Raw genomic sequence first — 26,647 nt, 5'->3', positions numbered from 1 at the left:
TTTGGTTGCGTAATTGGAAAGAGTAGCGATGCGTAATGCGTTGGGCCTGATGCTGGCCAGTGTAGTTGCGGCGATCGTGATCGCCGCCGGCGGTTGGTTTTATTATTCCGCGCGCGCCGACCAGGCCGCCCCCAAGACGGTTGCCGCCCGTGCCGCCGATCCATTGCCGGCACCGGCGAAGCTCGCCGCCAGGGATGACGTCGAGACCACCGCGGCAATCGCGGCGAAGCCGACGGCCGTTACCCAGGCGCCTGCGCCCGCCCCGGCCGCGCCAGTCCAGCCGAAGCAGGCCTGCGCCAATCCGAACGCGCTCGGCGTCTCCCGCGTGGTCGAGATCGACACCACCGGCGGCCCCGGCTTCGGCTTCGATCATTTCAAGCAGTTCGACTTCCTCACCGACAAGGAGGTCGTGCTGACCTTCGACGACGGCCCGTGGCCGGTGAACACGCCCGCGGTGCTGAAGGCGCTCGCGGACGAATGCACCAAGGGCCTGTTCTTCTCGGTCGGCAAGCACGCGACCTATCATCCGGAGATCCTGCGCCAGGTGCTGGCCCAGGGCCATACGGTCGGCACGCATACCTGGTCGCACGTCAATCTGAACGGCAAGAAGATGACCGAGCAGATGGCCAAGGACGAGGTCGAGAAGGGCATCAGCGCGGTGAGATTCGCACTCGGTGCCAACCCCGCGCCGTTCTTCCGCTTCCCGCAGCTGCAGCACAATCCGGCGATCGTGAACTATTTCGGCACCCGCAACGTCGCGATGTTCTCGACCGACGTCGACTCCTTCGACTTCCGCAAGGGCGCGACGCCGGAGAAGATCATCGAGACGGTGATGACGCGGCTCGACAAGCTCGGCAAGGGCATCATCCTGATGCACGATTTCCAGAAGAATACCGGCATCGCGCTGCCGACGCTGCTGGCACGGCTGAAGGCCGGCGGCTACAAGATCGTGCAGATGAAGGCCAAGACATCGCTGCAGTCGCTGCCGGAATATGACGAAGCGCTGATGAAGGACATGAAGGTGCCGACCGCGAGCACCAACACGCGTCCGATCTCGAGCGTGGTGCAGACCGTGTCGCAGTAAGCTCGACCGCAGCTACAAGAATGCGCATGGCCGGGCTTGTCCCGGCCATTTGCTTTGGGGCGGCTTACCAATAGATGCCGTGGCGGTGCAGCTCGCTGATGATGCGGCGCTCGGTCCAGCTGCGCTTAGGCTTAGGCTCGTCGGCCTCGCTTGGCTGTCGCCACCGGCGCCGGGGTAGCGGCGGGTGTGGTCGCTGCCGGGTCTGCCGCGGTGGCGGGAGCGGGCGGCGTGAGTGACCCTGCAACCCTTCGACAACCCGTTCGGCACGAGGTCGTCACCCATGTCTTAGGTACGACCTGTTACCTATGTCTCCGGGCTGGACAGACGATGGCTGGTGCCGCAAGAGGGATTCGAACCCCCGACCCCGTCATTACGAATGACGTGCTCTACCGACTGAGCTATTGCGGCGAACCCTGCCGGGGCCTGAGCGGTGCCGGCCCCGATGCACGCGCTCCTGATATCGGGCATGACCCGAATTGGCAAGGACAAGCCGGCTTCGAAATGCGGCTCACGCGCCCCAGCGGGACCAGAATCCGCGCCAGCCGCCGGCTTGGGCCTTGGCGTGGTCCCGGGGCGTGCCGATTTGTTCCGTAAATTCATCGCTCGGACCCTCGTCATCGATCCCGGGATCGTCGGGGGCCCGGACGATCGGGATGACCGCGGGAATCGGCGCTGACGCGGGCTTGCCTAGGTCGGCCCGGGTCCGGAACACCGGCGTGCCCGCGGGCGGCGATGATTCGGCGGGCTCGGAGGCCGGTTTGACCGGTTCGACGGGCGCTCCCGCCGGCTCGTCCTTGGGGACTTCCTTGATGGTGTCTTTGGCTGCTTCCTTGGCAGATTCCTTGGCCTCAGGGGGCGTATTATCCTGAGCGGCGGGCATCGGGGCTGAGGCCGTCACCGGCGGTTCCGCCGGGGCTTCGCTGGGCGCCACCGTCACCCGCTTCGGCGGGGGCGCCGCCAGCATGGCCTCCTCGAAGGCCGAGGATTCGATCGTGGTGCCCTTGTCCGAGGGCAGGCTGGCCACCGGCGTCTGCCATTGGAACGCATCGAGCCGGCCGGTGACCGGGGACACCGGGCGCCAGCGATCACTGACATAACCGTCCGCAGTCCAGGCCGGATCATGGCGGGCGCGCACCGCGCGCAAGGTCCAGGCGCGAGCACGGCCGCTGTCGCCATGTTCGGCGCGCTCGATCTCGGCCATCAGCAGCGCGACGCGCTGGGTGGGATCGCCGACATAGGGCGCGAGCACCTCGCGCGCGCGGGCGAACTCGGAGGCGTCGATCGCGGCCCGCGCGATCGCGAGCTGGCCCTCGATATGGCCCGGCTTGTCGGCGGGCGTCTTGGCGGCGAGCGTCTCGACCCGTTGCAGGCGCTGCCGCGCGGAATCGCCGAGCTTCACATGGGCATAGGCTTCCGCGAGATCGGGATGCGGGTTGGCGAGCCAGGCGGCCTCGACCAGCTTCATGGCGCGGCGCACCTGATGCGCCTCGCTCTCGAATTTCGCGGCGAGCACCGCGGCCGGCACCAGGGTCGGCGCCAGCTTAATCGCTTCCATCACGCTCTCGCGCGCGACGTCGCGGTCCATGGTCTGCAGCTCCAGCGCGCGCGCCGTGAGCAGCACGCCGCGCTGGCGGCGATAGGCCTGCTTGTCGATCAGGCCCGCGGACAGATTCGAATCGAGGATCGCGAGCGCGCCGCCCCAGTCGCCGCGTGCGCAGCGGAAGCCGAGCACCGCATGCGAGGCCCAGGTCGAGGACGGCGACAGCTTGATCGCTTCCTCGGCGATCATCACGGCGCCGACCGCATCGTCGGCGCGCTGCGCCTCGATGAACAGGCCGCGCAGGCCGAGCAGGCGCGTGTCCTCGCGCTCGGCCATGGCGCGGAAGACGCGCTGCGCCTCGTCGCGATTGCCTTCGAGCTGCGCCGACTGCGCGTGCAGGAGCAGCGCGAGCGGATCATTCGGTGCGTGCCGCCGCGCCGCCTCGGCGTGACGGCGGGCAAGCGCGGTGTCGCCATGACCGACCGCGAGCAGGCCGTGGGTGATGGCGTGGCGGCCGCGGGCGTGGCGCTTGTCCTGGCGGCGGCGCCGCAGGCGTCCCGGCGTGCGCCAGATCGTCGTCAGGATGCTCCAGAGCAGCACCACGGCCGCGGCAAACAGGCCAAGCAGGAACACGAATCTGGGAAGCGTCGTCGAGATGCGGAAACCGCCCGCGGTCAGGACGAGATCGCCAGGCTGGTCGGCGACCCAGGCCGCGCCGGCCGCCGCCAGCGCGATCAGGACGAGGAAGAGGACGATGCGAAGCATGACGATCCCTATTACGCGCCGATTGTTGCGCGAATCTTATTGAGCAGGCTTGGCCGGATCAGATTTGGCCGGATCAGATTTGGCGAGATCCGCCATCGCATCGTCGGCGAATTTGCGGGACGCGGCGAGCGCGGCGTCGCGGGCATCGGCCTTGTCGAGCCAGGCCTGTGCTGGCGCGCGATCGGCCTCCGCCAGCGTCTTGAGCTCGCGCCGCGCCTCTACGAAATCGTTGCGGAGCGCCGCCGCCGTTACCCGCGCGACGATGGCGCCGCGATCGTTGCCGACCCCGTCGGTGCGCTCGATGCGGACGAGCTTCGACGCGCCGGCCTGCAGACGCTCGACGATGCCGGCATTCGCGGCCGGGCCTTCCGCCGGCGGCGACAGCTTCGGCACGATGTTGAGGAGCTCGCGGCTCAACGCGACCGGCGTCGGGATGCCCGACGATGCAAACGCATCGAGCGGCTTCAGCGCATCGGGCCTGGCGGCGAGCGAACGCGCCGCCGACAGCTGCGACTGATAGGGATCGCCATGACGAACGGCGACGTCGAGCAGGGCGGCCGCAACGACGTGACGCAGCGGCTTGTCGTCTGCCGCCTTGGCTTCGGCGATCTTCTCGCCCTGCTGCACGAGCTCGGCGCGCTCAGCCTTGCTGGCGCGCTCGAGCTGCACGATGCGATCGTTGAGAGCGGCCAGGTCGGCCCCGGCGGCGCCCGGCGCTGACTTGGTGTCATTCAGGGCGCTCGCCATCTTGTCGGACTGCGCGCGCAGATTGGCGATCTCGCTGCGCAGGCTGCTTGCGGATTTCTCCAGCGCATCGATCCGCGCGACCATGGCCGGATCGGCGACGGGCTTGCCGGCTTTGGCTTCGACCGCCGCAACGCGACCGCTCAGCGCATCGACCGTCGCGCTGCTGACCTGCGGCGCGGCCGGCGGCGCCTGCACGGCGGGCCAGCCCAGCATCCAGCCGACCGCGATCACGACCGCGGCTGCAACAGCGCCGGAGAACGGCGCAATGACCCAGGGCGAAATCGGCGACGCCGGAGCCTGCGCCTCGACACGCTCCGGCTCTGCATCAACCGGGTCGGGTTTCGCCTGCTCGGGCTCGGCGCGCTCCGGCTCCGGCTGGGCCTCTGGCTCGACCGCCGCCTCCTGCGGCTGGGTCGAAACTTCGGTGGCTTCGAGATCGATGGTGGGCGGCGTGCGCTTGGCACGACCAGCGTCGGGCGCCAATCCTGCGTCTTCAGGCTTGTCGTCGGCCATCGTGACGGTTCCTCACACTTCCATACCAGGGGTGGACCAGATTGCGTCGGATTCGGCCCGACCTCTTACGCCAAACGGGTCCGCAAAGCACGCTCCAAGGTGGCAAACAAGGCATTTTCGTCCGGCGTCGCGGCGACCAGGACCTGCGACGCGCCGGCCTCGCGCAGCGCGCTGGCCACCGCTTCCGACAGACAGCATTGGGGTATCGCCAGCGCCGAGATTTCGACGCCTTCGTCCCGCGCCGCATCCAGAAACGCGCGGGCGCTGCGTCGGGAGTAGTGCAGCACCGCCTCGACCCCGTGCGCGGCAAAACCTTCGCAGACCTCGCGCGGCAGATGCTTGACCGGCGCCATGCGATAGGTCGTCTGCGTGACCACGGAGAAGCCCTCCGCATCGAGCTCGCCGCCGAGATCGCGCGACAGATCCGCGCCCGCGAGATACAGCAGCGTGCTCTTTTTCTTCAGCACCTTGTCGCGCGCGCTCTGCATCACCTTGTCGCGCAGGGACGCGGCATCGCCGCCGGCGACGATCACCTTGGCAAAGCCGGCGACGCGCGCCGCAGCGGCCGTATGCTCGCCGACCGCGAACAACGGCAGCTGCAGCAGACCAAGGTCGCGCAATTGCGGTGCGACGGCACGGATCGCGTTGGCCGACGTGACGAGGATGGCACCGTAGGAAGCTTCACCCATGTCATGGAAGGCGACCGGCTCGAACTTGAGCGCCGGAGCAAGCAGCACCGCATGTCCCCGCGCGCGCAGATTTGCCGCCGTCGCTTCATTGTCGGGATGCGGTCGTGTGACAAGAATGGACATCGCTGGTGTTCCCGAACCACGTGGCGTGGCGCATGACCGGGACGGGGGTGCGCGTGACGATTGCGCAATCTGGCCCCGGAATGCTACCGGACGTACCAGAACTCTGCTTTACGGATGAGCGCAAGGGCGCAAATTGGATAACAATTCGCCAATGCTGGTGCTGGGTATCGAAACCACCTGCGACGAGACCGCCGCGGCCGTGATCGCGCGCGCCTCCGACGGCAGCGGCAAGATCCTGTCCAACATCGTGCGATCGCAGATCGACGAGCACGCCCGCTTCGGCGGCGTGGTGCCGGAGATTGCCGCCCGCGCCCATGTCGACCTGCTCGACGGCATCGTCGATCGCGCCATGCGCGAGGCCGGCATCGGCTTCGGTGAGCTCGGCGGCGTCGCAGCCGCCGCGGGGCCGGGCTTGATCGGCGGCGTCATAGTCGGGCTCACCACCGCGAAGGCGATCGCGATGGTGCACGACACGCCGCTGGTCGCGGTGAACCATCTTGAGGCGCATGCGCTGACGCCGCGCCTCACCGATGGAATCGAATTTCCCTATTGCCTGTTTCTCGCCTCCGGCGGCCATACCCAGATCGTCGCGGTCACGGGCGTCGGACAATATGTGCGGCTCGGCACCACCGTCGACGACGCGATCGGCGAAGCTTTCGACAAGGTCGCGAAGATGCTAGGCCTGCCTTATCCCGGCGGACCGCAGGTCGAGCGCGCGGCGGCAAGCGGCGATGCCTCGCGCTTTGCGTTTCCGCGGCCGATGCAGGGGAGGCCCGATGCCAATTTCTCGCTGTCGGGATTGAAGACCGCGGTGCGTACCGAGGCGAGCCGGCTGGCTGAAATCACGCCGCAGGACATCAGCGATCTCTGCGCCAGCTTCCAGGCCGCCGTGCTCGATTCGACGGCCGACCGGTTGAGCGTCGGTCTCAGGCTGTTCCGCGAAAGATTCGGCGCGCCGCGCGCCCTGGTCGCGGCCGGCGGCGTCGCAGCCAATCAGGCGATCCGTGGCGCTCTCGACGACGTCGCGCAACAGGCCGGTACGCAATTGATCATGCCGCCGCCGGCGCTCTGCACCGACAATGGCGCAATGATCGCCTGGGCCGGTGCCGAACGCCTTGCGCTCGGCATGACCGACACGATGGACGCGCAGCCGCGCGCACGCTGGCTGCTCGACGCCAATGCAACGGCGCCGCCAGGCTACGGCAAGACGCGGGCGGGATACTAGAATGTCCGCGTTCCAATCCGTCGCGGTGATCGGCGCAGGTGCCTGGGGCACGGCGCTGGCGACCGTGGCAGCACGGGCCGGCCGCGCCGTGACGCTGTGGGCGCGCAATGCCGAGCACGCCGCGCGGATCGCATCGACCCGCGACAACCCGCGGCTGCCCGGCGTGTCGATCGCTTCCGAGATCGTCGTCACGAGTGACCTCGCCGAGGCGTCGCGTGCGGAGATGCTGCTGATCGCGACGCCGGCGCAGCATCTGCGCGGCGCGGTCAACATGCTGGCCTCGCATCTGGCAAGGCCCGCGCCGATCGTTGCCTGCGCCAAGGGCGTCGAGCACGGCACCCACAAATTCATGACCGACGTGATTGCGGAAGCCGCACCGGGCGCGCAGCCGGCGATCCTGTCGGGACCGAGCTTCGCCGACGACGTCGCGCGCGGCCTGCCGACGGCGGTGACGCTGGCTTCGAAGGACGAAGCGCTCGCCAGCAGCCTGGTTCAGGCGCTGGGCTCGGCAACGTTCCGGCCCTATCACACCACCGATGTCCGCGGCGTCGAGATCGGCGGCGCCGCCAAGAACGTGCTGGCGATCGCCGCCGGCATCGTGGTCGGCCGCAATCTCGGCGCCTCCGCGCTCGCCGCGCTAACCACGCGCGGCTTCAGCGAGCTGGCACGGCTCGGCCGCGCCTGCGGCGCGCGCACGGAAACGCTCTCGGGCCTGTCCGGCCTCGGCGACCTGCTGCTGAGCTGCTCGACCGCACAATCGCGCAATTTCGCGCTCGGTATCGCGCTCGGCCGCGGAGAGGCCGCGCCGGCGGGCAAGCTTGCGGAAGGTGCATTCACAGCCCCGGTGCTGGTCGAGCTCGCGGCCGCGCGAAACGTCGACATGCCGGTTTCGCAAGCGGTCGCGGCCATCCTGGACGGCAGGTTGACGATCGATGCCGCGATCGAGGGGTTGCTGACACGGCCGTTCAAGGCCGAGGAATGAACATCTTCTCGTCATGCCCGCGCTTGTCGCGGGCATCCACGTCTTGATATTGAATTGACGGCAGAGACGTGGATGGCGGGGACGAGCCCGGCCATGACGAATGGATAGGGCGCGCGCGATGAACTACTGGCTGGTGAAATCCGAACCATCGGTGTGGTCCTGGGACCAGCAGGTGGCGAAGGGCGCCAAGGGCGAGGCCTGGACCGGCGTGCGAAATTACACCGCGCGCCAGAACCTCGTCGCCATGAAGAAGGGCGACAAGGCGTTCTATTATCATTCCAACGAGGGCAAGGAGATCGTCGGCATCGCCGAGATCATCAAGGAAGCCTATCCCGATCCGACCGACAAGACGGGCAAGTTCGTCTGCGTCGACATCAAGGCCGACAAGCCCTTGAAGACGCCGGTGACGATGGCCGCGATCAAGGCCGAGAAGAAACTTGCCGACATGGCGCTGGTGAAATATTCGCGCCTCTCGGTGCAGCCGGTGACGGCGGAGGAGTGGAAGCTCGTCTGCAAGATGGGCGGGGTTTAGGAGGTCGTAACCGCCGTCGCTGGTAATGCGAACACCTCACACGGCGCAGCAATCCCGCGCAGCAGATGCGATCCGAGCGCGACCAGCGGCATCTCGGTCTCGGCGGCAAGCGCGCCCGACACCAGCACCGTCCTGCCGAGCGGCTTGCACAATCCCTCGAGCCGGCTGGCGAGATTGACGGCGGGACCGATCGCGGTGAAGTCCAGCCGATTGGCCGCGCCGATATTGCCCCAGAGCATCTCGCCAAGATGCAGGGCGGCGCCGAACGCCAGCGGCGGCAGGCCCTTGGCGCTGCGCTCCGCGTTGAGATAGGCCATCCCGGCCTCGGCTGCGCCTGCAGCCCGCAGAGCGGCCTCGCAGGCGCGGCGCGGCGAGGCCTCGAGCACCGGAAAGATCGCAAGCACGCCGTCGCCGATGAATTTCAGCACCTCGCCGCCGAAGGCGTGGACGGCCCCGGCGATGCGATCGAACCAGGCGTCGAGCGCGGCGATGACCTCGCCAGGCGGTGAAGTGTCCGACAGACGCGTGAAATTGCGCAAATCCGCATAGAGCAATGCGGCCTGAATGGTCTCGCCGAGATCGCGCCGCAACGGCGCCGCCAACACCCGCTCTGCACTGCGCTTGCCCAGATAGGCGTCGAGCGTTGCCCGCAAGGTGGCACGCGCAGCGAGCACGGCAAGCGGCGTTGCGGCAAACCGCGCCGCCTGGCGCAATTGCGCGATATCGTCCGCGGCGAACGGATGCGGCCCGATCCAGCCGAGCAGCGGCCCACCAGGCCGCCCCACGATGTCTTCGTGCACCTCGCCGCGCGCGATGTCGCGCAGCCAGCGGCGACCGGCATCGTTGGGTGGATCCGGTGCCAGCCCGCCCGGCGCAAAGCCGAGCGCTTCGATCACCTGGGCATTGTCGGCGCGCCACAACCAGGTCCGCTTCGCGATCAACGGATGCGGCACCTCCAGCGTCAGGGCGCCCGCTGCGAGCGGCACGCCGTCGGCGACAAGATGAGCGCCGAGTTCCGCAAGCAGGCGGTCCGCCCCGGGGCAATCCGAGGCGGCATCGACGAGCCAGGCGAGGGTCGGGGACAGCTGCATGGCCCGATGATGACGAAGCAAGGCCGTCTTTGTCACGGGCAATCCTTGACGGAGCGAAGGGCCGCCGCCATGTGCCATCGTCAAACCAGGGATGATCGCCGATGACCGAACCGTTCATAGTGCGACGCGAGACCCAGATCGCGGCCCCGCGTGCCACCGTCTTCGCCTATCTCACCGATCCCGAGAAAATTCTGAGCTGGATGGGGTCCGACGCGACCACGGAACTGCATCCGGGCGGGCTCTATCTGCTGAAGGGGATTGGCCCGCGCGCCGCCGCCGCCCGCGGCGCTTTCCGTGAGGTCGTGCCGGTGCATCGCCTGGCCTACACATTCGGCTGGGAGGGCGGTCAGGAAGTGCCGCCCGGCTCAAGCCTGATCGAGATTGACCTGATCGAGCGCGACGGCGGCACGCTGCTGCGCATGACCCACAGCGGCCTGCCGAATGCGGAGCAGGTGGCGGCACATGCGAAGGGGTGGGCCCACTATCTGAACCGGCTCACGAGCGCAGCCACTGGCAGCGATCCCGGTCCGGACAGGGGTGTCTCGGACAAGGCATAGGCCTTGTAAGCCGGGCAAAAGGCGCAGTTGCGCCGTGCCCACCCTGTGACAGGGTCGTTACACTGCCGCGGTGGCCACCACCTGCGCCAGCAGCTGCTCGCGCCGCGCCTGCGAGCGCTGGCCCTTCATGGTGGCGGCGAAGCGCTCGAGGATGCCTTCCTCGAAGGCGGTGACGATGGTGTCGTGGACGTAGCTCTTGCGGCAGATCGCCGGCGTGTTGGAGAGCTTGTCGGCCGCGGCGCGAATCGCCTCCAATACCTGCTTCTTGCGGCCGCGCTGGCTGGTCGCCGGCGTGATCCGCGACAAGGATTCCACGACCACGGCAGAGGCCATCAGCGTCCGAAAATCCTTCAGCGAGATCTTGATGCCGGCGATCTCGCGCAAGAACGCGTTCACCTGCGTGGTGTTGACTGCGCGCACGATGCCGTAGGCATCGCGGTATTGGAACATGCGCTTACCGGGCACGCCCTGCAAAATACCGATGGCGCGCACCAGCTTGGCCGCGTCGCACTCCTTGCGCACGGCCTTGCCGCCCTTCGCCTTGAACGTCAGCACGAAGCTGTCCTCTTCGAGCGTGACATTGGCCTTCAGCAGCGTGGTCGCGCCGCGGGTGCCGTTGAGGCGGGCATAGGATTCGTTGCCGGGACGGATCGCGGTGCGGGCAATCAGCTCGATGACGGCCGAGAGCGCGAATTCACGCGTCGGCTCGTCGCCCGACAGGAACGCCGAGACCTTGCGTCGGATTTTGGGCAGCGCACCGACGAGCTTCTCCAGGCGATGCGCCTTGCGGTGCTCGCGGACCTTCTCCCAATCGGCATGATAGCGATATTGCAGCCGGCCCGCGGCATCGCGGCCCACGGCCTGGAGGTGCGAGTTCGGATCGGCCGAGTAGCGCACCTCGCGATAGGCCGGCGGCACCGCCATGGCGTGCAGCCGGCGGATGGTGCGGGCGTCGCGGATATGCGCGCCGTTGGGACGAACGAAGGAATAGCCCTTGCCGCGCTTGACGCGGCGGATGGTCAGCTCGTTCTGATCGCCGAGCCGCAGGCCGAGTTCCTTGGCAAGCGCCTCGACCGTCGCCGCCGGCGCCGTGTCGAAGACCTTTTTGGGGCTCGGACGCCGGAAAGGGGCCGGTTTCGGCCATTGTCCAAGGGCTTTGGCCAGTGCAATGGCTGCAGGATCGGCTGAAGCGGGCCGCATCGTCCCGAAATTCCGCTGATCCATCATAGTCTTATGCCTTAGCCCTGTCTGGTATCGATCAATGCCGTTGTTCTGATTTTTGTTCCGAGGGGTTCTCTTTGGACCCGGGTTGGCCATTTAGGGTGTTCCGAACCGCATTGCGAGTCCCGAATCGGTGAAAAGCGGTTCCTAAATACCTCCGACGATGCATGGGCGCCCTGCACGGGCCTCTTCCGGCGATTTGGGTAAAGAGAGGCGAGCGTCCCGCGCCGCCTGTTTCAGATTTGCGACAGCCAACTCGCGCGGCTTGATCCTCCGCATGGCCGGCAGCCCGCCGAAGGTCCAGCTTGTGCTCCTTGTCGGGTCCGGTTAGCCCGACGCATAATCAGTCAATGATCAAGTCGGCTCGCCAGTCGCTAGCGTTGGGCCTGCCGTATCTGGAGGGAAAGCATGTCCGAGAAGATCTACGACGTCCCCGCGGAATGGGCGAAGCGCGCCTGGGTGGACCAGGCCAAGTACAAGGAGATGTACGCTCGCTCGATCTCGGACCCGAATGCTTTCTGGGCGGAGCAGGCCAAGCGCATCGACTGGATGCACGCGCCGACGAAAATCGAGAACGTCTCGTTTGCGCCGGGCAACATCTCGATCAAATGGTTCGAGGACGGCGTGCTCAACGTCGCCTACAACTGCATCGACCGGCATCTCGCCAAACGCGCCAACCAGACTGCGATCATCTGGGAAGGCGACGATCCCTCGCAGTCCAAGCACATCACCTATCAGGAGTTGCACGACGAGGTTTGCCGGATGGCAAACATCCTGCGCACCCGAAATGTCAAGAAGGGCGATCGCGTCACCATCTACCTGCCGATGATCCCGGAAGCGGCCTATGCGATGCTTGCCTGCGCACGCATCGGCGCGATCCACTCGGTGGTGTTCGCGGGCTTCTCGCCCGACAGCCTCGCCCAGCGCATCAATGACTGCAAATCCAAGGTCATCATCACCGCGGACGAAGGCCTGCGCGGCGGCAAGAAGGTGCCGCTGAAGGCCAATGTCGACGCTGCGCTCGCCAAGGCCGACGGCGTCGACTGGGTCGTCGTGGTCAAGCGCACCGGCGGCAAGATCGACATGAACCCGACGCGCGACCTCTGGTACCACGAGGCGGCGGCGATGGTGACGACGGAATGCCCGGTCGAGCACATGCACGCCGAGGACCCGCTGTTCATCCTCTACACCTCAGGTTCGACAGGCCAGCCCAAGGGCGTGCTGCACACCACGGGCGGCTATCTCGTGTTCGCCTCGATGACGCATCAATACGTCTTCGACTATCACGACGGCGACATCTACTGGTGCACCGCGGACGTCGGCTGGGTCACCGGCCACAGCTACATCCTTTACGGGCCGCTGGCGAACGGCGCGACCACGCTGATGTTCGAGGGCGTGCCGAATTACCCTGATAATTCCAGGTTCTGGAACGTCATCGACAAGCACAAGGTCAATATCTTCTACACCGCACCGACCGCGATCCGTGCGCTGATGCAGGGCGGCGACGAGCCGGTGAAGAAGACCTCGCGCGCCTCGCTCCGCCTGCTCGGCTCGGTCGGCGAGCCTATCAACCCTGAAGCCTGGGAGTGGTATCACCGCGTCGTCGGCGACGACCGCTGCCCGATCGTCGACACCTGGTGGCAAACCGAGACCGGCGGCATCCTGATCACGCCGCTGCCGGGCGCGACCAAGCTGAAGCCCGGCTCGGCCACCCAGCCGTTCTTCGGCGTGGTCCCGGAGATCGTCGATGCCGACGGCAAGGTGCTGGAGGGTGAGACCACCGGCAACCTCTGCCTGACCCGCTCCTGGCCGGGTCAGATGCGCACGGTCTACGGCGATCATGCCCGCTTCGAGCAGACCTATTTCTCGACCTACAAGGGCAAGTATTTCACCGGCGACGGCTGCCGGCGCGACGCCGACGGCTATTACTGGATCACCGGCCGCGTCGACGACGTCATCAACGTCTCCGGCCACCGCATGGGCACCGCGGAAGTCGAGAGCGCGCTGGTCGCGCACGAGAAGGTGTCGGAGGCCGCGGTTGTCGGCTTCCCGCACGACATCAAGGGCCAGGGCATCTATGCCTATGTCACGCTGATGGCCGGGGTGCAGCCGACCGAGGACCTGCGCAAGGAGCTCGTCACCTGGGTGCGCAAGGAGATCGGCCCGATCGCCTCGCCCGACCAGATCCAGTTCGCACCGGGCCTGCCCAAGACCCGCTCCGGCAAGATCATGCGCCGCATTCTGCGCAAGATCGCCGAGGACGAACCAGGCAGCCTGGGCGACACCTCGACACTCGCCGATCCCGCCGTGGTCGATGATCTCGTCAGGAACCGGCAGAACCGCAAGCAGGCGTAGTCAAGCAACACATCGTCATTCCGGGGCGGTCCGCAGGACCGAACCCGGAATCTCGCGATTCCGGGTCGCGCCGTGCGCGCCCGGAATGACAGCCTTTGACACCCTCACGCTCTTGTCAGCGCACGCGGCGGCGTGACCGCATCTTTCCCCGCCGAGTGTTGTTTTCAGGTCATTTACTTTATTTCGAACATTTCCTTTGTTGCCCCTGCCGGCTGGCCCTTGGCACCCGCGCATGGAAACCATCCGGTGAACAGGCGCGGCTAAGATTTGGGGGCGAGCGGGCACTTGCCGGTTCTGCGTAGATTTTGGACGACCCGTTCGGGGCAAGGGGAAGATTGATGGCGATGAGGATTGCTGTGGCGCTGGCCGCAACCATCGGGGCAGGGATCCTGATGTCGACCGCGGCCGAGGCACGACCGGAAATGGTGGGGACGCACCTTGCCGACTATTCGCCGGGCACGATCGTGGTCAAGACCAGCGAGCGCAAACTTTATCTCATTCTCGATAGCGGCCATGCCGTGCGCTATCCGGTCGGCGTCGGCAAGGCCGGCAAGCAATGGGCCGGCACCACCCGCATCGACGGCAAGTACCGCAACCCGGCCTGGGCACCGCCCGCCGAGGTGAAGCGTGACAAGCCAAGCATTCCGGACGTCATTCCGGGCGGCTCGCCGCACAATCCGATGGGCGTTGCGGCGATGACGCTGGCCGGCGGCGAATACGCCATCCACGGCACCAACGTGCCGGGCTCGATCGGCGGCTTCGTCTCCTACGGCTGCATCCGCATGCTCAACGACGACATCTCCGATCTCTATGGCCGCGTCTCCGTCGGCACCACTGTGGTGGTGACGCGCTGATCGCCGCGACCAGGCAAGACAACCAGACAACAACACAACAAATGGCCGCGTCTTCGGATGCGGCTTTTTTGTTACCAGAAGCGCCAGCCCCGTGCGCACCAGCCGTCGCGATGGCCGCCGTTGTAGCTTCGCGCAAAACCGCCGGCGAGCAGCGCTGCCGAAACGTTCGCAGTCCGCCGGGTCGCGACGTCGGCGAGAACACGGCCGTATTTATCCTGGCCAAGATTGGAGATCGTAACCCCGCCCTGAGCGAGCAAGTTGCGCAACGCGTCCGCGGCGGCTTCCGCCTTGTCGAGCTCCTGCGCGCAGGATGCCTTCAGCTCGGGCGCGTCAATGCCGCGCAGCCGAACGCTCACGACGAGATCGCGTCCGTCCCGCTGTCGAACGCGGGCCAGGAAGGTATCGCCGTCAATTGTGCGGATAATCTCGACCGGCTGATGCGTATCTGTACGGGACTGCCGCAGCACGATTCCGGCGTCCTGCGAGCGGCGATCAGTCTCGTGCGAAAGCGGCCAATTGGTTCCGTGGCGAGCGACGAGCACGACCACCACCACGACACCAACCACGAACATCCACGGCACGAGAGCCGAGAAGCGGCGGCCGAACGGCGAACCACTATAGGAGGGCCGATAGGAAGGGCTGCGGTCGAAGCGCGACATCCGCGCACGCTAGGGCTGAGTCGGCCGAGCCGGCAAGAGACTCACGAATCCTCAAAAGTCCGAGGCGATACCTTTGCGCTCCCAATCGCCGTAGCGGGTGGGCTCAGGGCCTTTCGGCCCCTGCAATTCCTTGGGCGCAGCTTCCGCATGCGCAGCGGCAGCCTGCCGGCGCGCCTCCGCCTCGGCCAGCGCACGCTGGGCGGCCGGCGGAATCTGCTTGCGATCGGGAGCGGGAGGCTGGTCACTCATCTCTGCGGTTCCTAGCTCAAGATCAGGGAGCGTGCGAGAGCCAATATCGCATTGCTGAAATGGTGATCGCAGGCTGCAATCGCGAGAGGCTATTCTTACATTTGGCATATTCGCATGCCAGATATCGTGTTCTCAAGGCATGCGCCCATTGCGGCGGAACTGCCGCTCGCTCAGAACCTTGCTTCCGCATGCCATCTCAACGTTTCGCCCCTCCGTCCGAAGTGCCAGGCCTTGCAGCACGACGGATTGCCGCCGACATCGTTGACGGCGTGCTGCACAAGCACCGCACGCTTGACGACCAGCTCGACGGCGGCGGCGCCCATCCCGGACTGAAGACGCTGGCCGACCGCGACCGCGCGCTGATGCGGCGCCTGGTCGCCACCGTGCTGCGCCGGCTCGGCACGCTCGGCCATGTGCTCTCCCGCCTGCTCGACAAGGGCATTCCCTCCGATGCCCCGCGCGCGCAGAGCGCGCTTCTGATCGGTGCCGCGCAGATTCTCTGGATGGACGTGCCGGATCACGCGGCTGTCGACCTCTCCGTTCGCCTCGTGCAATCCGACCGGCGCGCTGCGCGCTATGCCGGCCTCGTCAATGCCGTGCTGCGCCGCTGCGCGCGCGAGGGCAAGGCGCTGGTCGAAGAGGTCGCCACGCAATCGCTCGACCTGCCGCCATGGCTGCTCGCGCGCTGGAGCGCGCATTACGGCGAGGCGACCGCACGAGAGATGGCGCTGGCGCTCGGCCACGAGCCTTCGCTCGATCTCACCGTGAAGTCCGATCCCGCGCAATGGGCGAGCCGCCTGCACGGCGAGACGTTGCCGACCGGAACGGTGCGGATGTTGCTGCACGGCTCGGTGACCATGCTGCCCGGCTTCACCGAGGGACAATGGTGGGTGCAGGACGCCGCCGCCGCGCTGCCGGCCCGGCTGTTCGGCGACGTCAAAGGCAAGTCCATCGCCGATCTCTGTGCCGCGCCCGGCGGCAAGACCGCGCAACTGGCGCATGCCGGCGCACATGTCACGGCGATCGACCGCTCGCCCACCCGGGTGGCGCGGCTGCGCGAAAATCTGGCGCGGCTGTCGCTCCAGGCCGAGACCGTGGTCGCTGACGCCGTGGAATGGGCCGGCCCCGTCGAGGGCTTCGACGGCATCTTGATCGATGCGCCCTGCACCTCGACCGGCACGATCCGACGCCATCCCGACGTCGCCTGGCTGCGGCAGGAATCCGACATCGCTGCTCTGACCGCACTGCAGGGGCGGCTGCTGCGAAAATCGGTGTCGCTGCTCAAGCCCGGCGGTACGCTGGTCTACTGCACATGCTCGCTGGAACCCGAGGAAGGCGAGCAGGCCGTGGCGACGCTGCTGGCGGCGGAGCCCGCGCTTCGCCGCGTCCCGATCGAGGCCTCGGAGGTCGCGGGTCTCGACGAAATCATCACCGCCGACGGTGATCTGCGCACCCTGCCCTGCCATCTGCCGAACGCCGATCCCAAGCTCGGAGGGCTCGACGGATTCTTCGCAAGCCGGCTCGTTAAATCCTGATTTTGCACCGGTTTTTGCAACTCCGACACTGATTCGTCCCGTTCAGGGTGGTGTCAGGCGGTCGATTTTGCGATTAATAAGGATTCGTCGGAATCCTCTCCCCCTTCAAGGCAAGGCGTGTCGGTCGCTCAACGCAGACATATCTCGACGCTGGTCATGAACCGCTTCGCGCGGAACATGCTCGCGCGCGCGAGCGGTGGCTCCGTTGCGCTGTCGCGGGTCTGGCCGAGCCGCACCGACCGGCTGATCATCGCGCCGCACGACTTACGCACTGCGGATGCGACCCGCGCCGCCGAGATCTATGCCGGCCGCTTCGTCTTCGCCGGCAAGATCGTCAATTGCCACGGCCGCTCGATCTTCGATCTCGAGCCGCCGTCGGAGGATTGGGAGGTCGCGCTGCTCGGCTTCGGCTGGCTGCGCCATTTGCGCGCCGCCGACACTGCGCTGACGCGGGCGAATGCGCGCGCCCTGATCGAGGACTGGATCGCCAACCCCGCCAACAAGCGCCGCCCGGTCGCGCGCCGCGCCGACGTGCTGGCGCGGCGCGTGATCTCGCTGCTGTCCCAGGCGCCGCTGGTGCTGAGCGAGACCGACAACAAGTTCTACCGCCGCTATTTGCGCGCCCTCGCGCGCGAGATCCGATTCCTGCGCTACACCATGGTCGACATTCCCGACGGGGTGCCGAAGCTGCAGGTGCTGATCGCGCTCTGCTATGCGGCGCTGTGCCTCGCCAATCAGGCGCGCCACATCCGCAGCGCATCGAAGAAGCTGTCGGACGAATTGCAGCGGCAGATCCTGCCCGACGGCGGCCACATCTCCCGCAACCCGGGCGCGCTGATCGAGCTCCTGATCGACCTCTTGCCGCTGCGACAGACTTTTGCCGCGCGCAACATCGCGCCGCCGCCGGCACTGCTCAACGCGATCGATCGCATGATGCCGATGCTGCGCTTCTTCCGGCACGGCGACGGCAATTTCGCGCTGTTCAACGGCATGAGCGCGACATCTTCGGACCTGCTCGCCACCCTGCTCGCCTATGACGATACTCACGGCGCGCCGATGGCCAACATGCCGCATACCGGCTTTCAGCGCCTCGATGCCGGTCAGACCACCGTGATCATCGACACCGGCCCGCCACCGCCGGCCGGCGTCAGTCACGACGCCCATGCCGGCTGCCTGTCGTTCGAACTGTCCTCCGGCACCAGCCGCATCGTCACCAATTGCGGCATGCCGACCACGGGCCGGGACAATTGGCGGCCGTTCGCACGCAGCACCGCGGCGCATTCGACGCTGACTTATCACGACACCTCGTCCTGCCAGTTCGTCGAGATGTCGGCGATGAAGCGGCTCCTGCACGGCGCGCCCGTCACCAGCGGGCCGGTCGAGGTCGAGAGCTATCGCGAAGTCGTGCAGAACGGCACGCTGCTCACGACCTCGCATGACGGCTATCTCGCCAAGTTCGGCGCGATCCACCGCCGCGTGCTGATGATCGCCAATGACGGCGCGCGCATCGACGGTGAGGACACGCTGTCGCCGCCGCAGGGTGGACGCTTCAGGGGCGCGGATGCCGATTTCGCGCTGCGCTTCCATCTCCATCCGGCGGTGAAGGCAAGCCGGCTGTCGGATGCGCGCGGGGTCATGCTGGTGCTGCCGAACCGCGACGTCTGGACCTTCGAGGCGCTCGACGACAAGGTCGATCTCGAGGACAGCGTGTTCCTGGCCGGCAATGACGGCCCCCGCCGCACCGCGCAGATCGTGATCCGGCAGGATGCGCGCCAGGCCCCCACGATTCGCTGGAGCTTTGTCCGCTCCACCGCCTCGCCGGCGGTGACCAATGCCCGCCGCAACGCCCGGCGCGAGCCGGAACTTCCGTTGTAAACTGGCGCGATCCGGCCCTATCTCGTCGTTGTGAAAGCGGCCAAAAGCTGCTATCGAGCGCTCGTTCGCGCGACTGGCGACCTTGGATGGAGCACCATCGGGAAGCGCGACACATACCCGCCGCGCGCCTGGGCATAGACACTCCCTGAACAGAGGATCTTGCTCATGACTGACCATCCCCGCCGCGTCACCCGCGCTCTTCTCTCCGTTTCCGACAAGACCGGCCTGATCGAATTCGCCAAGGCGCTTGCCGCCCATGATGTCGAGCTGGTCTCGACCGGTGGCACGGCGAAAGCGATCGCCGCCGCCGGACTCAAGGTGAAGGACGTTTCCGACCTCACCGGCTTTCCCGAGATGATGGACGGCCGCGTCAAGACGCTGCATCCGAAGGTGCATGGCGGCCTGCTCGCGATCCGCGACAACAAGGAGCATGTGGAGGCGATGAAGGCGCACGGCATTGCGCCGATCGATCTCCTCGTCGTCAATCTCTACCCCTTCGAAGCCACCGTCGACAAAGGTGCGAGCTTCGAGGACTGCATCGAGAACATCGATATCGGCGGCCCCGCGATGATCCGCGCCGCCGCCAAGAACCATGACGACGTCGCCGTCGTGGTCGAGGCACAGGACTATCAGGCCGTGCTCGACGAGCTCGCCGCCAACAAGGGCGCCACCACGCTGAAGCTGCGCCGGAGGCTGGCCGCAAAGGCCTACGCCCGCACCGCGGCCTATGACGCCGCGATCTCGAACTGGTTCAACCGTCAGCTCGAGATCGAAGCGCCCGATTTCCGTGCCTTTGGTGGCAGACTGATCCAGTCGCTGCGCTACGGCGAGAACCCACACCAGACCGCGGCATTTTACGCGACGCCCGACAAGCGCCCGGGCGTCTCGACCGCGCGGCAGCTGCAGGGCAAGGAGCTCTCCTACAACAACATCAACGACACCGACGCGGCCTATGAATGCATCGGCGAGTTCGACGCCAAGCGCACCGCGGCCTGCGTCATCGTCAAGCACGCCAATCCCTGCGGCGTCGCGGAAGGCGCGAACCTGGTCGAAGCCTATCGCCGGGCGCTGGCCTGCGATTCCACCTCGGCCTTCGGCGGCATCATCGCGATGAACCGCGCGCTCGATGCCGACACGGCGCGCGAGATCACAAAAATCTTCACCGAGGTGATCATCGCACCCGATGCGACCGAGGAAGCGATCGCCATCATCGGCGGCAAGAAGAACCTGCGCCTGCTGCTCGCCGGCAGCCTGCCCGATCCCCGCGCGCCCGGCCTCACCGCCAAGACGGTGGCGGGCGGTCTGCTCGTGCAGAGCCGCGACAACGCCGTGGTCGACGACATGACGTTCAAGGTCGTGACCAAGCGCGCGCCGACCGACGCGGAAATGCGCGACCTCAAATTCGCGTTCCGGGTGGCAAAGCACGTCAAGTCCAACACCATCATCTACGCCAAGGATCTCGCCACCGTCGGCATCGGCGCGGGCCAGATGAGCCGGGTGGACTCAGCCCGGATCGCGGCGCGCAAGGCGCAGGATGCCGCCAATGAGCTGAAGCTTGCCGAGCCGCTCACCAAGGGTTCCGTGGTGGCCTCGGATGCGTTCTTCCCGTTCGCCGACGGCATGCTCGCCTGCATCGAAGCCGGCGCCACCGCGGTGGTGCAGCCCGGCGGCTCCATGCGCGATGACGAGGTGATCAAGGCTGCCGACGAGCACGGCATCGCCATGGTGTTCACCGGCACGCGGCACTTCCGGCACTAACCTGTCAGCTCGTCGTTGCGAGCGAAGCGAAGCAACCCAGTCTGTCTCCGCAAGGAAGGTCTGGATTGCTTCGTCGCAAGTGCTCCTCGCAATGACGAGGATAGAGTTGCATGATGCGGCTACTCCCGCACCCGCATCAACAGCCCCAGTCCCGCGACGAAGAACACCACCAGCACGGCCATGCCGGCTTTCTGGCTCGCGGTCGCGGCGGTGATCATGCCGATCAAGAGCGGTCCGATGAAGGAGGTCACCTTCCCGGTCAGGGCGAACAGGCCGAAATACTGCGCGATGCGATCCTTCGGTGCGAGACGGATCAAGAGCGTGCGCGAGGCGGCCTGCAATGGGCCACCGGCCGCGCCGATCAGGCAGCCCAGCACGAGATAAGCGCGCTCGGCCGCGCTCGAGAACAAGGGCGCACCCGCTTGCAGCGGTGCGACCTTGACGAACAGCACACTGTCCTTGTCGACCAGCAGGATCGCCGCTACCGACAGGAGCAGGATCAGCAGGCTGCCGGCGATGACGCGCTTCGGCCCGAGACGATCGTCGAGCTTGCCGCCGAGCCAGGCGCCGAACGCACCGGCAATCGCGAGCATGATGCCGAACGTGCCGATCTGAATCGTGTGCCAGTCGAAGGTGCCAGCGGCGTAGATGCCGCCGAACGCGAACAGCGACACCAGCCCGTCGGTGTAGATCATGTTGGCGAGCAGGAATGCCGCGAGCGATTTTTGCTGCGGCAGGCCCTTGATAGATTGCTTGAGCTCCGCCAGCCCTTCGCGCAGCGCCTCGCGGACGGGACGCTTTGCCGGATAGTCCGGCGTGAACAGGAACATCGGCGTCACGAAGATGATGAACCACAGACCGGTCAATGGCCCCGCGGCACGATCACCCTGATGCGTGACGGGATCGAGCCCGAACAGCGGCGTGAGGCCGAGCAGCGTGCGGCCGGTCTCGGGATTTGCGGCGAGCAGGCCGAGCACGACGACCAGGCTGACGATGCCGCCGATATAGCCTGTCGCCCAGCCGGTGCCGGAGAGGCGGCCGATCCGCTCCGGCGGCACCAGGGTCGGCATCATCGCATTGTTGAAGAGCGTGGCGAATTCGGCACCGACGCTGGCGAGCGCGACTGCGGTGAGCAGCGGCGGAATCACGGCGCTATCGCCGGGCTTGCCGATCCACAGCGCGCAGGATGCCAACACCAGCACCGCGCCGAAGCCTGCGATCCACGGCTTCCTTCGGCCGGAGGCGTCCGCGATCGCTCCCAGCACCGGCGACAGCAGCGCGATCGCAAGGCCCGCAGCCGCCATCGCAAATCCCCACAGCGACTGGCCGGTGGCAGGATTCGGCGCAACGCTGGTGGCGAAATAGGGCGCGAACACGAAGGTCGTGATCAACGTGAAATAGGGTTGGGCGGCCCAATCGAAGAAGATCCAGCTGACGACGGCGGCGCGCGGCGGATAGGCGCGCTGCGCGGCCCCCATACGCATATCCGGAGCAATCGTCGTCATCACGCAGTCCTCATCACGAACAGTTTTGCCTCTGTTGGCGCAAACGGTATAGCATTGCCGCGAGGCGTGTGAACCGGTTCGAAGCCGCCGCGGAAATTTGATGATGTCGTCATGTTCGACACGGCGGGCCTTTCTCGCCGTCATCGCCACCCTGGCGTTTAGTCTCGCAGCCGCAACCGCTCAGGATGCGCGGCGCGCCTATGTTCCCCCAGCGCCCGACACGGTGCGCGCGATTGCCGCCGAGCACGGCATGGTCGTCGCGCAGGAGAAGATATCCGCGCAAGTTGGCGCCGAGATCCTGCGCCGCGGCGGCAATGCAATCGACGCCGCGGTCGCGACCGGCTTTGCGATGGCCGTGACCTATCCGCGCGCCGGCAATATCGGCGGCGGCGGCTTCATGGTGATTCATTCCGCCGACCGCAGCGAAGACGTCACGATCGATTACCGCGAGACGGCGCCAGCGGCGACCACGCCGCAGATATTCCTCGGCGCCGACGGCAAGCCCGATCCAGCGAAGTCGCGGGATTCCGCGCTCGGCATCGGTGTGCCCGGCACGGTCGCGGGGCTTAGCCTGGCGCTGCAGAAATACGGCTCGGGCCAGTTCACGCTAGCGCAATTGCTCGAGCCTGCGATTACGCTCGCCCGCGATGGCTTCGTCGTCAGCGACGACATCGCCGACACGCTGCCGGGCTGGCACCGGCGGCTAGCGCGCTGGCCGTCTTCCGCCAGGATCTTCTCGCGGCCCGATGGCACGCCGATTGGTGAAGGCGACAAGCTGGTGCAGACCGATCTCGCTGACACGCTGTCGGCCGTCGCGGCACAGGGGCCGCGCGGTTTCTATGAGGGGCCGGTCGCGGAAAGACTCGCCAAAGCCGTGGCTGATGCGGGCGGCATCATGACGCCGGCCGATTTGAAAACCTATCAGCCCGCGATCCGCGCACCGGTACGCGGCACCTATCGCGGCTATGACATCGTGTCGATGCCACTGCCTTCGTCCGGCGGTGTCGTGCTGGTCGAAACGCTCAACATTCTCGAGGGTTTTCAGCTTGCCGCTCTGAAGCAGGGATCGCCGGCATCGCTGCATCTCCTCATCGAGGCGATGAAGCGCGCCTATGCGGACCGCGCGCGCTATCTCGGTGATCCCGCCTTCGTCAACGCACCGATCGAGACACTGGTCGCAAAGGACTACGCCGCCAAGCTGCGCTCCGGGATCTCCGCCGACCGCGCCACGCCGTCGCAGGAGCTCGCTTCCGCGGTCGCCTCGCCGCGGGAAGGCAGCAACACCACGCATTTCTCGGTCGTCGATTCCCGCGGCAACGCCGTCAGCAACACCTACACACTAAACTTCAGCTACGGCGTCGGCCTCGTTGCCGAGGGCACCGGCGTGCTGCTCAACAACGAGCTCGACGACTTCACCGCCGCTGTCGGCGCCTCCAATGCCTATGGACTCGTCGGCTTCGAGCCCAATCTGCCCGGGCCCGGCAAACGTCCGCTCTCGTCGATGTCGCCGACCATCGTGCTCAGGGACGGCAAGCCGATGCTGGTGACGGGCTCGCCCGGCGGCAGCCGCATCATTTCCAGCGTGCTGCAGGTCATCGTCGACGTGCTCGATTACAAGATGGATGTCGCCGCCGCCGTCGCGGCGCCACGGCTGCATCACCAATGGTTGCCGGACGAGGTGCGCGTCGAGCACGGCTTTCTCGATGATGTGCTGCTCAAGCTGAAGGCGATGGGGCATCACGTCGTGGCGCCGATGGGGCAGACATCGGCAAATTCGATTCTGGTGACGCCGAACGGGCCACTCGGCGCGCCCGACCCGCGCACCCGCGGCGCGGAAGCCGCGGGACAGTAACCCGTCATTTGCATGGCACGGGCGCGCGGGCCCGCTAGCTCTTGCGGCCACGCATGCTACCTAAGCGCCGAAGAAACTGCCGGGGGAAGGCCATGACGACAACCGATCCGCTGCAACGCATCGAGCGCGCCGAGATCGAGGATACCAGCCTTCTCGCGTTCTATCGCGACATGAACACGCCGGAGCGCCGGACGTTCTGGGCGTGCGCAGCGGGCTGGGCGCTCGACGGCATGGACTTCATGATCTATCCGCTGGTGATCGGCACCATCATCGCGCTGTGGAAGGTCGATGCGGCTTCCGCCGGCCTCGCCGGAACGGTGACGCTGCTCGCCTCTGCGATCGGCGGCTGGCTCGGCGGTTATCTCTCCGACCACATCGGGCGGGTCAGGACGCTCCAGATCACCATCATCTGGTTCTCGTTCCTCTCGCTGGTCTGCGCGGTCGTGCAGAATTTCGACCAGCTCCTGATTGCCCGCGCCGTGCTCGGCCTCGGCTTTGGCGGCGAATGGGCCGCCGGTGCAGTTCTGATGGGCGAGGCGATCCGGCCGCAATATCGCGGGCGCGCCGTCGGATCGGTGCAGTCGGGCTGGGCGGTCGGCTGGGGCCTCGCGGTGCTGTCGCAGGCGATCCTGTTTTCAGTCCTGCCGGCGGAATCGGCGTGGCGCTGGATGTTCGTGATCGGTGCATTGCCGGCGCTGCTGGTGTTCTACATCCGCCGCTCCGTCACTGAGCCGGAGATCGCAACCGAGGCGCGCGCCAGGCACGCGGAAACCGGCGGTCATCCGAAGCTTTGGGAGATCTTCACCTTCCCGATCCTGAAGACCACGGTGCTTGCGTCGCTGATGGCGACGGGCTGCCAGGGCGGCTACTACGCGATCACCTTCTGGGTACCGCAATTCCTGACCAAGGAGCGGCATCTGTCGATCGTCGGCTCGACCGGCTACCTGTCGACGCTGATCATCGGCTCCTTCATCGGCTATCTCACCGGCGCCTGGCTTGCCGACCGGATCGGACGGCGCAATCTGTTCCTGATTTTCTCGCTCGGCGCCATGGCGGTGGTGCTGCTTTATACGCAACTGCCGCTGACCAACGAGATCCTGTGGCTGCTCGGCTTCCCGCTCGGCTTCTTCGCCTCGGGCTATTTCTCCGGTATAGGCGCGTTCCTGACCGAGCTTTATCCGACGCGGTTGCGCGGCTCCGGCCAAGGCTTCTGCTATAATTTCGGCCGCGGCATCGGCGCGCTGTTTCCGTTCCTGGTCGGCGCGCTCTCGGCGACGACATCGCTTGCGAATGCGATCGCGATCTTCGCGGTGGTGGCTTACGCCGTGTTCTTCATTGCCGCCTTCGCGCTGCCGGAGACGCGCGGACGCGTGCTGCATGCGGATTAGCAGCCATTGTCATTCCGGGGCGATGCAAAGCATCGAACCCGGGACCTCGGCTACACTCTCGATATTCCGGGTTCGCCCTTCGGGCGCCCCGGAATGACGGTGAAGATAGCTACCGTCCCACTTGGTACGGCCCGCCCTTTTCCAGCGCTTTGGCGTAGGCCGGCCGGGCGTGGATGCGATCGAGGAACGCCATCGCTTTGGGATGGCCCTGCTCGAGCCCGCCGCGCGCTTGCGCAGCCTCGAGCGGGAAGCTCATCTGGATGTCGGCCGCGGTAAACTCGTTGCCGGCGAACCACTCGCTCTTCGCAAGCTCGCCTTCCCAGTAATCCATGTGCTGCTTGAGCTGCGGATTGACCAGCGTGGTCAGCGCCTGGTTCGACACCTTGCGCACCAGCGGACGAAGCAGCGCGGGCGCGCGCTTCGGCATTAGCGTGAACAGCAGCTTCAGCAGCAGCGGCTGCATTGCAGACCCTTCGGCGTAGTGCAGCCAATAGGTGAAGCGCAGCCGTTCCGGCGTGTTCGGCGGCGGAATCAGCCGGCCGTTGCCATAGGTGGCGATGATGTATTCGACGATCGCGCCGGACTCCGCGATGGTGTTGCCGTTGTCGGTGATGACCGGCGACTTGCCGAGCGGATGGATGGCGCGCAGCTCCTTGGGCGCGCGCATGTCCGGCTGGCGCTGATAGCGTACGATTTCGTAAGGGACGCCCAACTCTTCGAGCAGCCACAGCACGCGCTGCGAGCGTGAATTGTTGAGGTGGTGAACGGTCAGCATCGGCAAGATCCCCAGGCTAGGCGTGGCCAGTCGGTGGCGCGTTGGTGCCAGCCCGGGAACACAAAGTCGAGCCGCCGAAGCCGAATCTTTTCACCCGGGTATATTGACCTTCACAATTTACCCGGGTATTAATTGATCCAACGTCTTCAATATGGCAATGATTTCAATGCAAAAGACCTTCACCGCCTTCCAAGGGCAGCGCCGCTTGGTGTCCGGGTCCGCAGGCGAGGTCGCGCTCGTCGTCAAGCGGGTGGCGCCGCGGCCGGACGAGTCCATCGTCATCTTCGAGGACGCCACCGGCCGCTCGATCGATTTCGACCTGCGCGGCGGGGATCGCGAGGTGTTGGCGCGGTTGGCGAAGCTTCTCCCGCCCCCGGTTGAGGAGAGCACGCCGCCGACCGAGCCGCGCGGCCGCGGCCGGCCGAAGCTCGGCGTGGTCGCGCGCGAGGTGACGCTGTTGCCGCGGCACTGGGAGTGGCTCGGCGCGCAGCCGGGCGGCGCCTCGGTCGCGCTGCGCAAGCTCGTCGACGAGGCCCGGCGCGTCAGCGGCGACAAGGACCGCGAGCGGCAGGCACGCGATGCCGCCTATCACTTCATGTCGACCATGGCGGGCAACCTGCCGCAGTTCGAGGAAGCCTCGCGCGCCTTGTTTGCGGATGACCGGCGGCGCTTCACCGCCCTGATCGCGGATTGGCCGACCGACATCCGCGACCACATCGTCAAGCTCGCCCACAGCGATCGCGCGTAAAGCGCGCGTCTCATTTCCCCCATCG

22 protein-coding genes, 1 tRNA gene and 1 riboswitch are annotated in these 26,647 nt (G+C 66.6%); of the genes, 13 read left to right on the top strand and 10 right to left on the bottom strand.

The features are described from left to right. Positions 1–28 precede the first annotated feature (28 nt). The gene (locus tag P6U31_RS01295; protein WP_407186492.1) at positions 29–1,084 is read left to right on the top strand and encodes a polysaccharide deacetylase family protein; all 1,056 of its coding nucleotides are present in this window, start codon (positions 29–31) and stop codon (positions 1,082–1,084) included. Positions 1,085–1,416: 332 nt separating this feature from the next. On the opposite strand, the gene P6U31_RS01290 is transcribed toward P6U31_RS01295, so the two are convergent. The 4 genes from P6U31_RS01290 to P6U31_RS01275 form a co-directional block, all read right to left on the bottom strand. Then, positions 1,417–1,492 (bottom strand) — tRNA-Thr (locus P6U31_RS01290). Between the two features lie 100 nt (positions 1,493–1,592). Further along, a complete protein-coding gene (locus P6U31_RS01285) occupies positions 1,593–3,389 on the bottom strand; it encodes a heme biosynthesis HemY N-terminal domain-containing protein (protein WP_407186491.1) in 1,797 nt (598 codons plus the stop codon). A gap of 36 nt (positions 3,390–3,425) precedes the next feature. Continuing rightward, positions 3,426–4,649, bottom strand: a complete 1,224-nt coding sequence (locus P6U31_RS01280; RefSeq protein ID WP_407186490.1) for a hypothetical protein — start codon at positions 4,647–4,649, stop codon at positions 3,426–3,428. Positions 4,650–4,714: 65 nt separating this feature from the next. Further along, the gene (locus P6U31_RS01275; protein WP_407186489.1) at positions 4,715–5,461 is read right to left on the bottom strand and encodes a uroporphyrinogen-III synthase; all 747 of its coding nucleotides are present in this window, start codon (positions 5,459–5,461) and stop codon (positions 4,715–4,717) included. Positions 5,462–5,618: 157 nt separating this feature from the next. On the opposite strand from P6U31_RS01275, the gene tsaD reads away from it, so the two are divergent. The 3 genes from tsaD (at position 5,619) to P6U31_RS01260 (ending at position 8,200) form a co-directional block, all read left to right on the top strand. Then, positions 5,619–6,686, top strand: a complete 1,068-nt coding sequence (gene tsaD / locus P6U31_RS01270; RefSeq protein ID WP_407190061.1) for a tRNA (adenosine(37)-N6)-threonylcarbamoyltransferase complex transferase subunit TsaD — start codon at positions 5,619–5,621, stop codon at positions 6,684–6,686. Position 6,687: 1 nt separating this feature from the next. Beyond that, positions 6,688–7,668: an NAD(P)H-dependent glycerol-3-phosphate dehydrogenase gene (locus tag P6U31_RS01265; RefSeq protein ID WP_407186488.1), complete on the top strand. Its 981-nt coding sequence runs from the start codon at positions 6,688–6,690 to the stop codon at positions 7,666–7,668. Positions 7,669–7,786: 118 nt separating this feature from the next. Then, positions 7,787–8,200, top strand: coding sequence for an EVE domain-containing protein (locus P6U31_RS01260; RefSeq protein WP_407190060.1), 414 nt, complete (start codon positions 7,787–7,789; stop codon positions 8,198–8,200). Here P6U31_RS01260 and P6U31_RS01255 read toward each other — a convergent pair. Beyond that, positions 8,197–9,291: an adenylate/guanylate cyclase domain-containing protein gene (locus P6U31_RS01255; RefSeq protein ID WP_407190059.1), complete on the bottom strand. Its 1,095-nt coding sequence runs from the start codon at positions 9,289–9,291 to the stop codon at positions 8,197–8,199. The genes P6U31_RS01260 and P6U31_RS01255 overlap by 4 nt on opposite strands. A gap of 101 nt (positions 9,292–9,392) precedes the next feature. Between P6U31_RS01255 and P6U31_RS01250 the strand changes: the two genes are divergently transcribed. Next, on the top strand, positions 9,393–9,848 hold the full coding sequence (locus tag P6U31_RS01250; RefSeq protein ID WP_407186487.1) for an SRPBCC domain-containing protein: 456 nt from the start codon (positions 9,393–9,395) through the stop codon (positions 9,846–9,848). A 57-nt stretch (positions 9,849–9,905) separates the two neighbouring features. Here P6U31_RS01250 and P6U31_RS01245 read toward each other — a convergent pair whose 3' ends face one another. Then, the gene (locus P6U31_RS01245; RefSeq protein WP_407186486.1) at positions 9,906–11,075 is read right to left on the bottom strand and encodes a DNA topoisomerase IB; all 1,170 of its coding nucleotides are present in this window, start codon (positions 11,073–11,075) and stop codon (positions 9,906–9,908) included. Positions 11,076–11,477: 402 nt separating this feature from the next. Here P6U31_RS01245 and acs point away from each other — a divergent pair, with 402 nt between their 5' ends. Together acs and P6U31_RS01235 are read left to right on the top strand one after the other, a co-directional pair. Continuing rightward, positions 11,478–13,424 (top strand): acetate--CoA ligase, encoded by a 1,947-nt coding sequence (acs, locus tag P6U31_RS01240; RefSeq protein WP_407186485.1) that lies wholly within the window; start codon positions 11,478–11,480, stop codon positions 13,422–13,424. 338 nt (positions 13,425–13,762) lie between these two features. Next, on the top strand, positions 13,763–14,278 hold the full coding sequence (locus tag P6U31_RS01235; protein ID WP_407186484.1) for a L,D-transpeptidase: 516 nt from the start codon (positions 13,763–13,765) through the stop codon (positions 14,276–14,278). A gap of 71 nt (positions 14,279–14,349) precedes the next feature. On the opposite strand, the gene P6U31_RS01230 is transcribed toward P6U31_RS01235, so the two are convergent. Continuing rightward, entirely contained in the window at positions 14,350–14,937 is a 588-nt protein-coding gene (locus tag P6U31_RS01230; RefSeq protein WP_407186483.1) for a thermonuclease family protein, read from the bottom strand. Between the two features lie 51 nt (positions 14,938–14,988). Beyond that, entirely contained in the window at positions 14,989–15,186 is a 198-nt protein-coding gene (locus P6U31_RS01225; RefSeq protein ID WP_407186482.1) for a DUF1674 domain-containing protein, read from the bottom strand. 188 nt (positions 15,187–15,374) lie between these two features. On the opposite strand from P6U31_RS01225, the gene P6U31_RS01220 reads away from it, so the two are divergent. The 3 genes from P6U31_RS01220 (at position 15,375) to purH (ending at position 20,354) form a co-directional block, all read left to right on the top strand. After that, entirely contained in the window at positions 15,375–16,721 is a 1,347-nt protein-coding gene (locus tag P6U31_RS01220) for an RsmB/NOP family class I SAM-dependent RNA methyltransferase (RefSeq protein ID WP_407186481.1), read from the top strand. A gap of 156 nt (positions 16,722–16,877) precedes the next feature. After that, positions 16,878–18,596, top strand: a complete 1,719-nt coding sequence (locus tag P6U31_RS01215) for a heparinase II/III family protein (protein WP_407186480.1) — start codon at positions 16,878–16,880, stop codon at positions 18,594–18,596. 59 nt (positions 18,597–18,655) lie between these two features. Continuing rightward, positions 18,656–18,737, top strand: a riboswitch (ZMP/ZTP riboswitch). A gap of 24 nt (positions 18,738–18,761) precedes the next feature. Beyond that, positions 18,762–20,354 (top strand): bifunctional phosphoribosylaminoimidazolecarboxamide formyltransferase/IMP cyclohydrolase, encoded by a 1,593-nt coding sequence (purH, locus tag P6U31_RS01210; RefSeq protein WP_407186479.1) that lies wholly within the window; start codon positions 18,762–18,764, stop codon positions 20,352–20,354. A gap of 119 nt (positions 20,355–20,473) precedes the next feature. On the opposite strand, the gene P6U31_RS01205 is transcribed toward purH, so the two are convergent. Then, entirely contained in the window at positions 20,474–21,859 is a 1,386-nt protein-coding gene (locus tag P6U31_RS01205; RefSeq protein WP_407186478.1) for an MFS transporter, read from the bottom strand. Positions 21,860–21,959: 100 nt separating this feature from the next. On the opposite strand from P6U31_RS01205, the gene ggt reads away from it, so the two are divergent. Both ggt and P6U31_RS01195 read left to right on the top strand, forming a co-directional pair. Continuing rightward, positions 21,960–23,711 (top strand): gamma-glutamyltransferase, encoded by a 1,752-nt coding sequence (ggt, locus tag P6U31_RS01200; RefSeq protein WP_407186477.1) that lies wholly within the window; start codon positions 21,960–21,962, stop codon positions 23,709–23,711. Positions 23,712–23,803: 92 nt separating this feature from the next. Continuing rightward, the gene (locus tag P6U31_RS01195; protein ID WP_407186476.1) at positions 23,804–25,099 is read left to right on the top strand and encodes an MFS transporter; all 1,296 of its coding nucleotides are present in this window, start codon (positions 23,804–23,806) and stop codon (positions 25,097–25,099) included. A 109-nt stretch (positions 25,100–25,208) separates the two neighbouring features. Here the strand turns inward: P6U31_RS01195 and P6U31_RS01190 are convergent, their stop codons facing one another. Then, positions 25,209–25,874: a glutathione S-transferase family protein gene (locus P6U31_RS01190; RefSeq protein ID WP_407186475.1), complete on the bottom strand. Its 666-nt coding sequence runs from the start codon at positions 25,872–25,874 to the stop codon at positions 25,209–25,211. A gap of 151 nt (positions 25,875–26,025) precedes the next feature. Between P6U31_RS01190 and P6U31_RS01185 the strand changes: the two genes are divergently transcribed. Next, a complete protein-coding gene (locus tag P6U31_RS01185) occupies positions 26,026–26,622 on the top strand; it encodes a DUF2239 family protein (protein ID WP_407186474.1) in 597 nt (198 codons plus the stop codon). Positions 26,623–26,647 lie beyond the last annotated feature (25 nt).

The sequence above is a fragment of the Bradyrhizobium centrosematis genome, from assembly GCF_045571495.1.
In the GTDB taxonomy this organism is placed as follows: Bacteria; Pseudomonadota; Alphaproteobacteria; order Rhizobiales; family Xanthobacteraceae; genus Bradyrhizobium; species Bradyrhizobium centrosematis.
This window is presented reverse-complemented; position numbering and strand designations above follow the sequence as displayed.

Bases quoted from the DNA above. Each gene is read 5' to 3' on its own strand.
- P6U31_RS01225 (WP_407186482.1), bottom strand. From the start codon at position 15,186: ATGAGTGACCAGCCTCCCGCTCCCGATCGCAAGCAGATTCCGCCGGCC.
- P6U31_RS01245 (WP_407186486.1), bottom strand. From the start codon at position 11,075: ATGATGGATCAGCGGAATTTCGGGACGATGCGGCCCGCTTCAGCCGAT.
- P6U31_RS01295 (WP_407186492.1), top strand. From the start codon at position 29: ATGCGTAATGCGTTGGGCCTGATGCTGGCCAGTGTAGTTGCGGCGATC.
- P6U31_RS01190 (WP_407186475.1), bottom strand. From the start codon at position 25,874: ATGCTGACCGTTCACCACCTCAACAATTCACGCTCGCAGCGCGTGCTG.
- P6U31_RS01280 (WP_407186490.1), bottom strand. From the start codon at position 4,649: ATGGCCGACGACAAGCCTGAAGACGCAGGATTGGCGCCCGACGCTGGT.
- P6U31_RS01285 (WP_407186491.1), bottom strand. From the start codon at position 3,389: ATGCTTCGCATCGTCCTCTTCCTCGTCCTGATCGCGCTGGCGGCGGCC.
- P6U31_RS01185 (WP_407186474.1), top strand. From the start codon at position 26,026: ATGGCAATGATTTCAATGCAAAAGACCTTCACCGCCTTCCAAGGGCAG.
- P6U31_RS01215 (WP_407186480.1), top strand. From the start codon at position 16,878: ATGAACCGCTTCGCGCGGAACATGCTCGCGCGCGCGAGCGGTGGCTCC.
- P6U31_RS01260 (WP_407190060.1), top strand. From the start codon at position 7,787: ATGAACTACTGGCTGGTGAAATCCGAACCATCGGTGTGGTCCTGGGAC.
- P6U31_RS01230 (WP_407186483.1), bottom strand. From the start codon at position 14,937: ATGTCGCGCTTCGACCGCAGCCCTTCCTATCGGCCCTCCTATAGTGGT.
- ggt (WP_407186477.1), top strand. From the start codon at position 21,960: ATGATGTCGTCATGTTCGACACGGCGGGCCTTTCTCGCCGTCATCGCC.
- P6U31_RS01195 (WP_407186476.1), top strand. From the start codon at position 23,804: ATGACGACAACCGATCCGCTGCAACGCATCGAGCGCGCCGAGATCGAG.
- P6U31_RS01250 (WP_407186487.1), top strand. From the start codon at position 9,393: ATGACCGAACCGTTCATAGTGCGACGCGAGACCCAGATCGCGGCCCCG.
- P6U31_RS01235 (WP_407186484.1), top strand. From the start codon at position 13,763: ATGGCGATGAGGATTGCTGTGGCGCTGGCCGCAACCATCGGGGCAGGG.
- acs (WP_407186485.1), top strand. From the start codon at position 11,478: ATGTCCGAGAAGATCTACGACGTCCCCGCGGAATGGGCGAAGCGCGCC.
- P6U31_RS01275 (WP_407186489.1), bottom strand. From the start codon at position 5,461: ATGTCCATTCTTGTCACACGACCGCATCCCGACAATGAAGCGACGGCG.
- P6U31_RS01205 (WP_407186478.1), bottom strand. From the start codon at position 21,859: ATGACGACGATTGCTCCGGATATGCGTATGGGGGCCGCGCAGCGCGCC.
- P6U31_RS01255 (WP_407190059.1), bottom strand. From the start codon at position 9,291: ATGCAGCTGTCCCCGACCCTCGCCTGGCTCGTCGATGCCGCCTCGGAT.
- P6U31_RS01265 (WP_407186488.1), top strand. From the start codon at position 6,688: ATGTCCGCGTTCCAATCCGTCGCGGTGATCGGCGCAGGTGCCTGGGGC.
- purH (WP_407186479.1), top strand. From the start codon at position 18,762: ATGACTGACCATCCCCGCCGCGTCACCCGCGCTCTTCTCTCCGTTTCC.
- P6U31_RS01220 (WP_407186481.1), top strand. From the start codon at position 15,375: ATGCCATCTCAACGTTTCGCCCCTCCGTCCGAAGTGCCAGGCCTTGCA.